Below are 12954 nucleotides of genomic sequence, written 5' to 3'. Positions count from 1 at the left end.
TAAAATGTTGTTTTATGGGTTTAAAGTGTCTTTTTTTGTTTGGGTCACAGCTTTTGGAGCTGCCGGTTTAGGATTTTGTCCTGTTGTAGTTTTTGCTACAGTTGTTGTGCTTGTACTTGCCGGAGTCGTTGCTGCAGTTTTTACAGCGGCCGGATCAGGTACAAAATTACGAAGTGTAACCGTACAAATCAACGATTCGTTAGGACCTATTTTTTTATTATCTCCGTGATATCCGTATGCAATATGCGATGGAAATAAGAAATTAACGGTTTCATTTTTATGCATCAATTTGATACCGTCACGCAATCCCATCATGATATCTTGTTTGTCTACATAATAGGTTTGAGGTCCAAGTTCAGATTCTGAATAAATAATTTGACCTTTAATATTTTTTATTTCTAAATTAAAATAAGCAATATCTCCTTTTCTGGGAGTTTGGGTATCAGCAGTATTTTGTTCATCATAAGAAAACCAATAGCCTTTTCTTGTGGCGTAATATTTTACTTTAGGATTGCTTTTGATGATTTTTTTAATAACATCTTCTTCACTGGCTACTAATTTTTTATTTCGATCAGCAGATTTTTTCATGAAACTTCCCGAAGATCTGGAAATAGGTCTTCTAACATCTTCATGTTGTTTGCAGCCAACCAATAAAAAAGCAAAAAGTAGGGTGTAAATGCTTAGTTTTAAGTAGTTCATTTGGGTTATATTTTTAGTTTTGTTACTAAGTCTTCAAACTTTTTCAATGTTTCTTCCATTGAAACGTCAGATCTTCCTCCGGCGGCATTACTATGGCCTCCACCGTTAAAATGATCTCTTGCAAATTGGTTTACATCAAAACCTCCTTGTGAACGGAAAGATATCTTGATGATTTTCTCGTCTTTATTTTCTATAAAAATAGCAGTAAAAACGATTCCTTTTATACTTAATCCATAATTAACAATTCCTTCTGTATCGCCTTTTACATAATCAAACGCATCTAATTCATCTTGCGTAAGCGAAGTATATGAGGTTTTATAAGCTTCAAAAACCTTCATGTTTTGCAAAGCGCGACCTAATAATTGTAAACGGCTGTAAGAGCTATTATCAAATAATAAAACAGGAATTTGAGTATTTTCAACTCCTAAATCGATCAATTCAGCAATGATACGATGTGTGTTTCCTGTTGTTCCCGGAAAACGAAATGAACCTGAATCAGTCAAAATTCCGGTATAAATGCAAGTGGCAATCGTTTTGTCTAAATCTGCTTTTTTATCTAAAAATGAAATAAAATTATAAATCATTTCGCAAGTCGATCCAAACGAAGTATCAGAGTACATAAAAGTCGCGTAATCATCAGGTTTTTGATGATGATCGATCATGATAAACGGAACTGTTAGTTTTGCTAAAGTATGTTCCATTTCGCCTGTACGATGAAAGGCATTAAAGTCAAGCGTAAAAATTAATTCAGCCTCTTCTAATATTTTAGTACAATTTTCGGTGTCTTTTTCGAATATTTTTACTGTTTCAGAACCTGGAAGCCAAGCTAAAAAATCAGGAAAATCATTGGGTGCAATCACGGTTGGCTGGTGATTGTTTTTTAGTAAAAAGTGATATAAACCTAGCGTAGAACCCATGGCATCGCCATCTGGACCTCTATGTGGAATTATTGCAATTTTCTTTGGAGTCGCAAGCAACAATTGTATTGCCTGAATATCTTGTATTTTCATAGTGTGCGAATTTACATTTTTTTAATGTAATGTTGAAATCATTTTGCAGATTAACACACTTTTAAGTTAGATGGGAATTGTAAGATGTGAAATGTAGGTTTTTGAGTTTTGGAATTTGAATTAAAGATGTTCTAACTCTGTCTTTTTAAATTTTTGATATAATTTAAATTTAGCGCCTTTTACAATTTGAGATTTATAAATTCCTACTGAACCAGAAGAGAAGTAAGCTATTGTACAGGCAATGGCAATAAAAATCCCGGGTTGAAGTCTAAATAATTCCATTCCCATAATAGTGCAGGCAATAGGAGTGTGGGTTGCGCCCGAGAATACGGCAACAAATCCTAAACCTGCTAAAAGTGCAATTGGCATCGGAATTATTACTGATAATGCACTTCCTAAAGTAGCGCCAACAAAAAACAACGGTGTTACCTCTCCGCCTTTAAAACCGGCACCTAAAGTAAAACCGGTAAATAAAATTTTAAGTAAAAAATCATACCACGGATTTGCATTCGAAAAAGAATCGACAATAACCGGAACTCCTAATCCTGAAAATTTTGTGAAACCAAAACCAGCAATTGCAATCGCTAAAATGATTCCGCCAACAAAAGGTCGCAAAGGCGGATATTTAATGTTTTTAGAGAAAAGTGATCCCCAAAAATGTGTGCTTCTGGAAAATAATAAAGCTGCAAAACCAGATAAAATACCAATTATAAGTGTATAAAATAAAGTGTTTGCATTGATTTCAGGAACATTCGGAATGCTGTAATGCGTATGTTTTATGTGCCAAAATTCTACCGTAAAATAAGCAACATAAGCCACCAGAAATGATAAAATGATACTTTTTAAATTGATTTTATTAAAATACAAAACCTCCAAAGCAAAAATAGCGCCTGCCAATGGAGTTCCAAAAACAGATGCAAAACCTGCGCTGATTCCGAGTATGATTAGAATTTTTCTTTCTGAATTATCTAAATTGAAAAATTTGGTGAATTGATCTGCAATTGCACCTCCCATTTGTACCGCTGTGCCTTCGCGACCTGCAGAACCTCCGAATAAATGTGTAATTAAAGTTCCGAAAAGTACTAAAGGAGCCATTTTTAACGGAATAACTTTCTTAGGATTTTCGTATTCTTCCAGCAATAAATTATTTCCTTTTACAACAGATTCTCCCCAATAATAATAACTGAAGCCAACGAGTAATCCGCCAATAGGCAATAACCAGATTATCCAATCGTGTTGAATTCTAAATTGAGTTACAAATTCTAGAGAAACCAGGAAAAATGCCGATGCAGATCCTGAAAAAATGCCTATTAAAGCACAAATAATAATCCATTTTGGAATGGTAACCAAGAATTGTTTTATAGTTTGGGAAGTCATTTAATTGTCTGGGATGTTTTTCTAGCCACGAATTACACGAATTTACACGAATTTACAGCATTTTAATTATAGAAATTAAAAAGAAATCTTTTTAATCCTTCTAATCTGTGGCAAAAAAATAATTAGTAAAAATTCGTGGCAAAATAAAATTACTGAATAACAGCAGTAAATTCAATTTCAACTAAATATTCAGGAGCAACCAATTTGCTGATTTCATAAAAACCTGTTGTAGGTTTTACATCTTTAAAAAACGCTGAATGCGCTCTGGCAACATCTTCAAAAGTTGAAATATTGGTGGTAAAAATTCGTGTTCTGATTACATCTTTCATTCCAACATTCAAATCTTCTAATACTTTTTCAACACGTTCAAGAATATTATACGTTTGAGCATAAGCATCATCAGCTTTTACTTTTTCGCCATCAACAATAGCCACAGTTCCGGAAACTTCAATAATATTGCCAATTCTTACGGCACGGCAATATCCCATTTTGTCTTCCCAAGGTGATCCTGTTAAGATGTTTTCTCTTTTCATTTTTTATGTTTTTTTGAATCGCTTCCATTCCATTTTTGAAACAATTCTGGTTCGTTAATACCGCTGCAATTTATAAAATATGAAACTGAAAGAAGATTAATTTATTTGAAATCATTTCGTAAATCTTTCTTTTTTGTGATATTTTGAAAAACCAACTTCCAAGTTTTATTCAATTTGATGTTGCTCAAAAAGGCGAAGTTTGTTTTGAGTTGCCGTTAGATTTTGTTGCAAAACCTCAATTTTATTCAATAAATGGGCAATTGCATCAATTCCTTCCAGATTTATTTTGAGATCATAATGCAGCCGAATCATTTTTTCTATCGTTGGTAATTGTTTCGTGTGCACATATTCATCTTCTTCCTGTATGATAATTTCAACTAAACCATAATTATTCAGTTCTGTTATAAAAGTATTTTCAATTTCGTGGTAAAGGCAAAATTGTTTTATCTGAATTAAATTTTTACTATTCATGATTTCTTATTTTAGATAATTCCTGAAATAATTCTTTTTCTTTTTGAGACAGTTTTGTTGGCGTTTTTATATTATAAGTAATGTATAAATCACCAAATTGATTTTCTTTTTTGTAAACAGGAAACCCTTTTCCTTTCAATTTTACTTTGGTTCCGGTTTGTGTTTCTTCAGGAACTTTAATTTTTACTTTTCCGTCAAAAGTATTCACATAAATTTCGCCTCCTAAAATTGCGGTATATAAATCAAGATCAACATCAGCATATAAATTGTTGCCTTCTCGCTTAAAATCAGAATTGTTAGAGATTAAAAATGTTAGATATAAATCACCATTAGGTCCTCCGTTTGCACCTGGTCCTCCGTGTCCGGAAATTTTTATAACCTGTCCGTTTTCAACACCTGCCGGAATTGTAATGCGAATGTTTTTTCCATTAACGGCCAGATTTTGTTTGTGGATTGTATATGCCGAAGCCAAATCCAGTTCTAATTCGGCATTAAAATCCTGACCTCTGTATTTCGATTGTGTTCTGCCGCTTCTTGCTCCTCCATACATGGAATTAAAGAAATCTGAAAAATCATTTCCTCCAAAATCGCTACCTGAAAAACCTGAAAAATCTCCACCAGAAAAATCCTGACTGCTTTGTTGTCTTGATCGTCGCTGATTTGGGTCGTAACCGGCTTTTTCAAACTCATCGGCATGTTTCCAGTCTTTTCCGTATTTATCGTATTTTTTTCGATTTTCCGGATTGCTTAAAACCTCATTTGCTTCATTTATTTCCTTGAATTTTTTTTCAGCTTCTTTATCATTCGGATTAAGATCAGGATGGTATTTTCGAGCTGCTTTTCGATATGCTTTTTTAATTTCAGCTTCGGTTGCTGATTTTGTAATATCCAATGTTTTATAATAGTCGATATAATCCATTTTTATAAGTTTTTAATAAAAGTAAATTAAAAGACTCAAGTTATGAATAAGTTGTTAATTATCAAAGTGGTGTATTTGTTTTAAATGAAAAAAACAGCAAATTATTTTTATAGTACCTGGCTTAGTTTGAAATTTGGAATTTTTAAATTGAAATTTAATTTTGAAGAAATAATATATTTTGGCAGGTTTTTTGTTTTCCAAAAATTAGCCTAATATATTGTTATAAAAGTCTTAAAGTTGTAGAGCCTAATTAAATTATGCTATTTTTGCTTTGCTATACCGTTGATTTTATAAAATTTTAAAAGCCGATTCTGTAATACTTTTTTTAATGAAGCACCTTTTATTTTTCATATTATTTTTTACTGCTGTAACTGTATCAGCCCAAACTGAATTTAGTACGAAATACAAGAGTATTCCGGCACCTAAATTTAGTGCAAAACCTAAAAAACTTCCGGCTACTGATGTAAAAGATCCTACGGCTGATAATTTAGATATGCCCGCTATCAAAACGCCAAACGTTTTTGATAATACTAGTATAACGCCAAAATCTAAATTTCAGATAGGAGAAGAAAAAAGCAAATTTACGATGTCTACAGAAACCGATTTTGCCAATCCGGGCGATCGTTATGTTCCTAAAATGGAAAAAGAGTTGGATAAAGCTTTAAAAGCTGAGGGATTAAAAGAAGGAAGAGGACCGTTGGTAAAGAAAAATATTTCTCTTGGAGATTTCAAAACAAAGTCAGATTATTTTATAATAAAATTACGTGATTTTGGTGCTATAGATGGTGATTTGGTAAGTGTCTCATCAAACGATAAAATCATTGCAAATCAAATATTTCTGGATGTTAATTTCAAGCAGGTAAAAGTTGATCTTGCAAACGGATTTAATAAATTAGATTTTACTGCTTTAAATATAGGAACTCTTGGCGGAAATACAGCTGAAATTCAGGTTTATGACGATAGAGGCAATCTTGTAACTAATGATTATTGGAATAATCTTGCAGCTGGTTTTAAAGCCTCGATTATTGTTACGAAAGAGTGATCTATAAAGATGCTAAGTTACTAAGGTTCTGAGTTGCTAAGTTTTTTTCTTTTTTTTTGTAATTCAAAATCTTTGAACCTTAGCAACTCAGAACCTCAGAACCTCAGAACCTTTAAAATTACAATCCTTCTTTCAAGTGTTTATAATTCGATTTAATCGTATCTAAAACTTCTTCCATTTTTCCACCGAGCATTAATTTTGTCATCGATTTTGCCATACCAACCACTTGTTCCCATTCTACTTTTGGCGGCATTGCCAAGGCATTAGGATTTGTAAAGACATTTAGTAAAACGGGACCATTATGGCGAAATGCATTTTCAATTGCTCCTTCTACATCTTCTGGTTTGTGAACATTTACACCCTGAAATCCCATTGCCTGTGCAATTAAGGCAAAGTCAGGATTAACCATATCGGTTTCATTATCCGGCAATCCGCTAACTTCCATTTCGAGTTTTACCATTCCCAAAGCACGATTATTAAAAACAATAATTTTAATGGGAATATTATTTTGATGAATGGTTGCCAGATCTCCCAAAAGCATCGATAAACCGCCATCGCCACACATCGCGATAACTTGTTTTTCAGGATGTGCGAGAGCTGCTCCAATAGCCATTGGCATTGCATTTGCCATTGATCCGTGATTAAAAGAACCCAGCATTTTTCGTTCGCCTGTTCCTTTAATAAAACGCGCCCCCCAAACACAAGTCATTCCAGTATCTACGGTGAAAATAGCATCTTTATTAGCTAATTTATCAATAATATGAGCAAGATATTCCGGTTGAATAGTGTCTTCTCCGCCATTATCATCAATATAAGTGTTCATATTTTCTTTTACAGCACTATAAAGTTTAAGTTGAGCTTGTAAAAAACTATCATCTGTTTTGGTTTCCAATAATGGGAGTAAAGCATCTATAGTATCGGCTACATCACCACATAATCCCATATAAAGATTGGCTCGTCTTCCTAAACGTTCAGAACTTGTATCGATTTGAATAATTTTATTATCAGTAGGCATGAATTTATCATACGGAAAATCAGTTCCTAGCAATAAAACCAAATGCGATTCATGCATACTATGATAAGCAGAAGGCTGACCAAGTAAACCCGTCATTCCTATTTCATTAGGATTATTGGGCTGAATGCTCATTTTTCCACGGAAAGAATATCCTACAGGAGCTTTTATATGCTGAGATAATTGTACGACCTGATCGTGTGCTTTTTCAGCTCCAATTCCGCAGAACAAAGTTATTTTTGTGCTTTCATTTATAGCTTTTGCTAATTGCTGTAATTCAGTATCTGAAGGACGAATAACAGGATTACAATGAAAATACTGCGTCGAAATATTGCTTTCAACCGCTTTTAATTCAGAAACATCACCCGGTAAACCAATAACGGCAACACCTTTTTTGCCTAAAGCATGTTGAATGGCGGTTTGTATAATTCGAGGCGCTTGTTCAGCCGTCATAATCATTTGATTATAGTGGCTGCAGTCATCAAAAAGTTTAATCGTATTGGTTTCCTGAAAATAATCCATTCCCATTTCACTTGTATTAATAGTAGATGCAATAGCTAATAAAGGCACGTGCGAGCGATGTGCATCATACAAACCATTAATTAAATGTACATGTCCGGGACCACAACTTCCGGCACAAACCGCAAAACCGTCTAATTCGGCTTCAGCAGCAGCAGCGTATGCACCAACTTCTTCATGGCGAACATGAATCCATTTTATTTTTCCGTTCCTGCGTATTGCATCATTAAAATGATTTAAACTATCACCGGTAACAGCATATACGCGTTTTACTCCAGCCTCTACCAACATGTCAACTAATTGTTCTGCAACTATTTTACTCATGATTGTGTTTTTTAGAATTTAATCTTAAAGGTAACAATCATTGAACTGAGTTTGTTTTATTTTTTAATGATTATATTTTATAATCTACATCACATTGTTAATAATAATTGGAAGGCATTCCGCTTGCAGCCATAGCAAGAAACCATAAAAAAGCAAAGAAAAATGACAGAATCATAGTAATGACAAAACTAATTAAATAGGATTTCCATACGGCTCTGTCTTTAGATTTGGGATGCTTTATTAATAAAAAAGCCTGAAGTATTAAGTTGACTGTTGTGAAGAAAAGAATTGAAAATTCATTGATTTCAGTAAATAACATTCCAACGCAGAGCGCTAATAAAGAATATAATATTCCTAAAACGATAACTTTTACCCGATGACTTTTAATTTTAAGTGCCAGATAAAAAGCATAAATAAAATAAGATATTCCGCCAATAAATGCAAAATCATTATAGTTATGATTTGACATAAATTCATATACAACAACAGGAAAGATAACAACAATAAAAATGATTATAAGGTGTAGCAATATCGTTTTAATTATTTTCATTATTTATAGGTTCAAAGTAGCAAAGGTTCAAAGGTACAAAGTTTTTACACCTTGAAACCTCTGAACCCTTTTTAGAGAAACTAAGTGGCTAAGATTCTGAGTTGCTGAGTTTTTTTAAACTTCTAAAAAACTTAGAACCTTAGCTACTCAGAATCTTAGCACCTTTGATTAAAACGGATCCGCAGTAACTCTAAACTTCATATCTGCTTTTACAGTTACATCTTGAGTAAGTGATTCTTTTAATGTAACCTGCGTTCTTATTTTGTATTTATCTGCTTTAATGTATTGATCTAACCTAGCATCAGTACTAATCAAATCAATCATATTGGTTGTTTCATTAATATTATCCTGATAAGCCAATTCTATTTCATCAGAATCAGTTGTTGAAATATATAAATGAATTGATTTTAGAAACGTAAAAGTCTTTCCGTCAGGATTTGTAATCGAAAGCCTAAGCGATTTCAATTTTACATCTTTCACCAAACTTGCTTTTGTTTTGTTATTATCAAATTCAGCCGATGAATTTGTAGTAACATCCGGTGTAATAATTTCTGTTGGTAAATTAATAGGTGAAGTACTTTTTATCTTGATCGATGCTTCATTTGAAATTGTAAATGTCAATAAATCATCAACGGCATCACAAGACGTTAAAAATAGAGATAATAAAAGGGTAAAGGCAATTAATTTTGATTTCATATAAATGGGTTTTTTCTTAAATACGTTTTTTTTTGAAGGTTGGATTTTTTTTGGAAGGTACTAAGTTGCTAAGGTTCTGAGTTACTAAGTTTTCTTTGTTTTTTTAGCCCAATAACCTTAGAATCTTAGCAACTTAGTACCTCAGAACCTTTGCTAAAATCGGAACAATAAAAAAAAATATTATTTTTTCATTGTTCCGATTTTTAAGATTGAAATATAAAAAGTATTTTTGCGCATGCAACACAACGTACTTATTTTAGATTTCGGATCGCAATATACACAGCTTATTGCGCGTAGAGTTCGCGAATTAAATATATTCTGCGAAATTTTCCCTTACAATCACTTTCCTAGTGATTTATCACCTTATAAAGCCGTAATTTTGGGAGGAAGCCCATTTTCTGTTCGTGCAGAAGATGCTCCACATCCTGATTTATCTCAAATTCGAGGCAAACTTCCAATGTTGGCAGTTTGTTACGGAGCACAATATTTAGCGCATTTCAGCGGAGGCGAAGTCGCAGCTTCAAACACCAGAGAATACGGTAGAGCTAATTTATCTTATATAAAAGATAATGAAGTTTTCTTTGAAGGAGTTTCAGAGAACAGCCAGGTTTGGATGAGTCACAGCGATAGTGTAAAAGCACTTCCAACAAATGCTGTAAAATTAGCGAGCACGCATGACGTAGAATTTGCTGCTTATAAAATTGAAGGTGAAACAACTTACGGAATTCAATACCATCCAGAAGTTTTCCATTCTACAGATGGATCAAAAATGCTGGAAAACTTTTTAGTAAAAATTGCCGAGGTTCCTCAAAACTTTACACCAAATGCTTTCGTTGAAGAAATGGTGGGAGAATTAAAAGAGAAATTAGGAAATGATAAAGTTGTTTTAGGATTGTCAGGTGGAGTAGATTCTACTGTAGCCGCAGTTTTATTACACCAGGCAATTGGAAAAAACTTATACTGTATTTTCGTAAATAACGGTTTACTTCGTAAAAACGAATTCCAAAATGTATTAGATCAATACAAAGGAATGGGATTAAACGTAAAAGGAGTAGACGCCGGAGATCGTTTTCTAGGTGAATTAGCCGGAATCAGTGATCCTGAAACCAAACGTAAAACCATTGGTCGTGTATTTATCGAAGTTTTTGATGATGAATCTCACTTAATCGAAGACGTAAAATGGTTGGCGCAAGGAACTATTTATCCTGACGTAATCGAATCAGTTTCGGTAAAAGGACCATCGGCAACGATTAAATCACACCATAATGTAGGTGGATTGCCTGATTATATGAAATTAAAAATTGTAGAACCGCTTAGAATGTTGTTTAAAGACGAAGTTCGAAGAGTTGGTGCTACTTTAGGAATAGATCCTGAATTATTAGGAAGACACCCTTTTCCAGGTCCGGGATTATCAATTAGAATTTTAGGAGATATTACTCCGGAAAAAGTTCAGATTTTGCAAGATGTTGATGCTGTTTTTATCGACGGATTAAAATCTTGGGGATTATACGACAAAGTTTGGCAGGCCGGAGCAATTTTGCTTCCTGTAAATAGTGTTGGTGTGATGGGCGATGAGCGTACGTACGAAAAAGTAGTAGCGCTTAGAGCTGTTGAATCTACTGACGGTATGACGGCTGACTGGGTTCATTTACCGTATGATTTCTTGATGAAAGTATCGAATGATATTATCAATAAGGTAAAAGGCGTGAATCGTGTTGTTTACGATATAAGTTCAAAACCACCTGCAACAATTGAGTGGGAATAGTACCATATTTAAAATTAAGGTCTTACATTTGTAAGGCCTTAATTTTTATAACCTACTATTTATGAGAGAACTTTTAACGATTTCTCTTGTGTTTGTTTTGTCTTTTAACAAAATAACTGCGCAAGATTCAATTATTGAACACAAAATTCAAAAAGGAGAAACTGCTTATTTTATTGCCCAAAAATATCAGGTTTCTGTAGATGAAATTTACAAACTCAATCCAGAATCGCAAAGCGGAATCAAGGATAATCAGGTTCTTAAAATTCCTGTTCACAATGCAGGAAAACAAAATTCAAACCAACAAGTAACACATATTGTTCAACCAAAAGAAACGCTTTTTGGTTTATCAAAACAATACAATGTTTCTGTTGAAGCTCTTCAGAATGCAAATGCTACAATTCTTGCCAACGGACTTCAGATTGGTCAGGAATTAGTTATTCCGCAAAATGCTTCAAATCTTCCAAAAACGGAAACTACAACTTCTTCAAAAGCAACGCATCAGGTACTTGCCAAAGAATCATTATTTAGTATTGCCAGACAATATAATGTTTCGGTACAGGATTTAGAAAATTTAAATAAAGATTTACTTCAGGGCGGTTTGCAAATTGGACAAACGATTGCTATTCCAAATAAAAGAAAAACCTTAGATGGAAGAGTTCGTGTTATAAACGGAGAAACTATTTTTCACGTTGTTGAGCCAAAAGAGACTAAATTTTCTATTGCTAAAAAATACTCTATTTCTATAGATCAGTTAGAATCTCAAAATCCTGAAATTGTAAACGGATTGGTTATTGGTAATAAATTAGCCATCAATACAACAGCAATAAAACCAACAAACGAAGGCGAAGAATTGATGTTGGCTTTGGCCGAAAAACAAGTTATTGTTGAAAAAACGAAAGCAAAAACAGTAGAATTAGAAGATTTAAAAGACAGATTGGTTGTTCAGAAAGAAATGAATCAGAAAATTATAAAAATTAATGATTTAAAATTGAACCTGAATGATATGAGCGGTTCTAAAGACAATTCTGTAGAAAAACTGCGTTTGGTTTTAGAGGCAAATAAAAATGTGCAGGATATTCTAATGGCTAAATTGGATTCATTGGTAAATACCATGAATAATGATTTGATTGATTTAAAACGAATGGATGTTTTGAATGTTGATGAATCAAAACGTTTAGAGAAACAATCGTATGAAAGTATAGGCAAAACAAGTGAATTGTCTTCTCAACTGAAAAAAGAATTGGCTGAAAACAGAAAAGCTTACGCCGGATTAATGAATAAAGTAGAGCGAATTGCGCTCGAAGAAAATCAGGAATACAAGAAGAAAATCCGCGAAAGCGAAAAGAAAAACAGCGTAACTTCATTACAGCAGCGTCTTTCATTAGAAGAAATAAAACGATATAAAATAGAGCAGGAACAAGGCGATGCACAAAATCAATTGTTGATTTCGAAAATTGATTCGCTTGATACCCAAAAAACAATTGAGATAAAACGTCACATTAGCAAAGCTTCTTATTATAATATGGAAGCCAGAAAATTTGATGATAAAGTAGCCTTGATAAAACTTAAAAAGTATCAGGATGAAGCTATTAAAAATCAAAATAAAGGAAATTCAGAAGTAGTTTCTAAATCGGTTTCTTTAGAAGAAATGAAGCGTGAACTCAAAGAAAATCCGTTTAAAAATGAAAAAAATATTAAGATAGAAGTTTATGATAATCTTAAAGAAGTTTCAAACGGCTATTACTTAGTTTTAGGTATATTTACAGATGCAGCGCCCAGAGATAAGTTTATTATGGAACTTATTGATTCAGGCGATTTTAATGCTAGTTTTTTCTTTAATATAAACAGTCTTTCGTACTATGTTTACTCAGATAAGTATCCAAATATGGAAGAACTTTTATATCAATGCAAGAAAAAGGAAGAAGTTGAGTTATATAAAAACATCATTATTGCTAAAGCAGAAATTGATCTTAGATAATAATGAAGTAAAAAATAACAAGTGGCCTGAATCTTGCTTAGACAAAAATTAGTATCTTG

The 12954-nt window shown here is 33.1% G+C and carries 12 protein-coding genes; 3 read left to right on the top strand and 9 right to left on the bottom strand.

From position 1 onward, the window contains the following. Nucleotides 1–12: 12 nt before the first annotated feature. The 6 genes from gldI to GKZ86_RS10385 form a co-directional block, all read right to left on the bottom strand. On the bottom strand, nucleotides 13–699 hold the full coding sequence (gldI, locus tag GKZ86_RS10410) for a gliding motility-associated peptidyl-prolyl isomerase GldI (protein ID WP_154783044.1): 687 nt from the start codon (nucleotides 697–699) through the stop codon (nucleotides 13–15). Nucleotides 700–704: 5 nt separating this feature from the next. Then, entirely contained in the window at nucleotides 705–1709 is a 1005-nt protein-coding gene (locus tag GKZ86_RS10405) for a bifunctional oligoribonuclease/PAP phosphatase NrnA (protein ID WP_154783043.1), read from the bottom strand. Nucleotides 1710–1829: 120 nt separating this feature from the next. Then, entirely contained in the window at nucleotides 1830–3086 is a 1257-nt protein-coding gene (locus GKZ86_RS10400; RefSeq protein WP_154783042.1) for a voltage-gated chloride channel family protein, read from the bottom strand. A gap of 149 nt (nucleotides 3087–3235) precedes the next feature. Beyond that, nucleotides 3236–3619, bottom strand: coding sequence for a RidA family protein (locus tag GKZ86_RS10395; RefSeq protein ID WP_042563203.1), 384 nt, complete (start codon nucleotides 3617–3619; stop codon nucleotides 3236–3238). A 165-nt stretch (nucleotides 3620–3784) separates the two neighbouring features. Further along, nucleotides 3785–4090 carry a chaperone modulator CbpM gene (locus GKZ86_RS10390; RefSeq protein ID WP_154783041.1) on the bottom strand — a complete coding sequence of 102 codons (306 nt, stop codon included), beginning with the start codon at nucleotides 4088–4090 and terminating at the stop codon, nucleotides 3785–3787. Then, nucleotides 4083–5009: a DnaJ C-terminal domain-containing protein gene (locus tag GKZ86_RS10385; RefSeq protein ID WP_154783040.1), complete on the bottom strand. Its 927-nt coding sequence runs from the start codon at nucleotides 5007–5009 to the stop codon at nucleotides 4083–4085. The genes GKZ86_RS10390 and GKZ86_RS10385 overlap by 8 nt, the downstream gene beginning before the upstream one ends. 328 nt (nucleotides 5010–5337) lie before the next feature. Between GKZ86_RS10385 and GKZ86_RS10380 the strand changes: the two genes are divergently transcribed. Continuing rightward, a complete protein-coding gene (locus GKZ86_RS10380) occupies nucleotides 5338–6051 on the top strand; it encodes a hypothetical protein (RefSeq protein ID WP_154783039.1) in 714 nt (237 codons plus the stop codon). Nucleotides 6052–6169: 118 nt separating this feature from the next. Here the strand turns inward: GKZ86_RS10380 and GKZ86_RS10375 are convergent, their stop codons facing one another. From GKZ86_RS10375 to GKZ86_RS10365, 3 genes are all read right to left on the bottom strand, one after another. Beyond that, nucleotides 6170–7906 carry a thiamine pyrophosphate-dependent enzyme gene (locus GKZ86_RS10375; protein ID WP_154783038.1) on the bottom strand — a complete coding sequence of 579 codons (1737 nt, stop codon included), beginning with the start codon at nucleotides 7904–7906 and terminating at the stop codon, nucleotides 6170–6172. Nucleotides 7907–8003: 97 nt separating this feature from the next. Continuing rightward, nucleotides 8004–8456, bottom strand: coding sequence for a hypothetical protein (locus tag GKZ86_RS10370; RefSeq protein ID WP_154783037.1), 453 nt, complete (start codon nucleotides 8454–8456; stop codon nucleotides 8004–8006). Between the two features lie 168 nt (nucleotides 8457–8624). Further along, the gene (locus GKZ86_RS10365) at nucleotides 8625–9152 is read right to left on the bottom strand and encodes a hypothetical protein (protein WP_154783036.1); all 528 of its coding nucleotides are present in this window, start codon (nucleotides 9150–9152) and stop codon (nucleotides 8625–8627) included. Nucleotides 9153–9387: 235 nt separating this feature from the next. On the opposite strand from GKZ86_RS10365, the gene guaA reads away from it, so the two are divergent. Together guaA and GKZ86_RS10355 are read left to right on the top strand one after the other, a co-directional pair. Further along, nucleotides 9388–10917 (top strand): glutamine-hydrolyzing GMP synthase, encoded by a 1530-nt coding sequence (guaA, locus tag GKZ86_RS10360; RefSeq protein ID WP_154783035.1) that lies wholly within the window; start codon nucleotides 9388–9390, stop codon nucleotides 10915–10917. 61 nt (nucleotides 10918–10978) lie between these two features. Further along, a complete protein-coding gene (locus GKZ86_RS10355) occupies nucleotides 10979–12895 on the top strand; it encodes a LysM peptidoglycan-binding domain-containing protein (protein WP_154783034.1) in 1917 nt (638 codons plus the stop codon). The last annotated feature ends 59 nt before the right edge of the window (nucleotides 12896–12954 follow it).

It is taken from the genome of Flavobacterium sp. LC2016-13 (genome assembly GCF_009707955.1).
GTDB lineage: Bacteria > Bacteroidota > Bacteroidia > Flavobacteriales > Flavobacteriaceae > Flavobacterium.
This window is presented reverse-complemented; position numbering and strand designations above follow the sequence as displayed.

Coding starts and splice junctions, on each gene's coding strand:
- gldI (WP_154783044.1), bottom strand. CDS start 699: ATGAACTACTTAAAACTAAGCATTTACACCCTACTTTTTGCTTTTTTA.
- GKZ86_RS10405 (WP_154783043.1), bottom strand. CDS start 1,709: ATGAAAATACAAGATATTCAGGCAATACAATTGTTGCTTGCGACTCCA.
- GKZ86_RS10400 (WP_154783042.1), bottom strand. CDS start 3,086: ATGACTTCCCAAACTATAAAACAATTCTTGGTTACCATTCCAAAATGG.
- GKZ86_RS10395 (WP_042563203.1), bottom strand. CDS start 3,619: ATGAAAAGAGAAAACATCTTAACAGGATCACCTTGGGAAGACAAAATG.
- GKZ86_RS10390 (WP_154783041.1), bottom strand. CDS start 4,090: ATGAATAGTAAAAATTTAATTCAGATAAAACAATTTTGCCTTTACCAC.
- GKZ86_RS10385 (WP_154783040.1), bottom strand. CDS start 5,009: ATGGATTATATCGACTATTATAAAACATTGGATATTACAAAATCAGCA.
- GKZ86_RS10380 (WP_154783039.1), top strand. CDS start 5,338: ATGAAGCACCTTTTATTTTTCATATTATTTTTTACTGCTGTAACTGTA.
- GKZ86_RS10375 (WP_154783038.1), bottom strand. CDS start 7,906: ATGAGTAAAATAGTTGCAGAACAATTAGTTGACATGTTGGTAGAGGCT.
- GKZ86_RS10370 (WP_154783037.1), bottom strand. CDS start 8,456: ATGAAAATAATTAAAACGATATTGCTACACCTTATAATCATTTTTATT.
- GKZ86_RS10365 (WP_154783036.1), bottom strand. CDS start 9,152: ATGAAATCAAAATTAATTGCCTTTACCCTTTTATTATCTCTATTTTTA.
- guaA (WP_154783035.1), top strand. CDS start 9,388: ATGCAACACAACGTACTTATTTTAGATTTCGGATCGCAATATACACAG.
- GKZ86_RS10355 (WP_154783034.1), top strand. CDS start 10,979: ATGAGAGAACTTTTAACGATTTCTCTTGTGTTTGTTTTGTCTTTTAAC.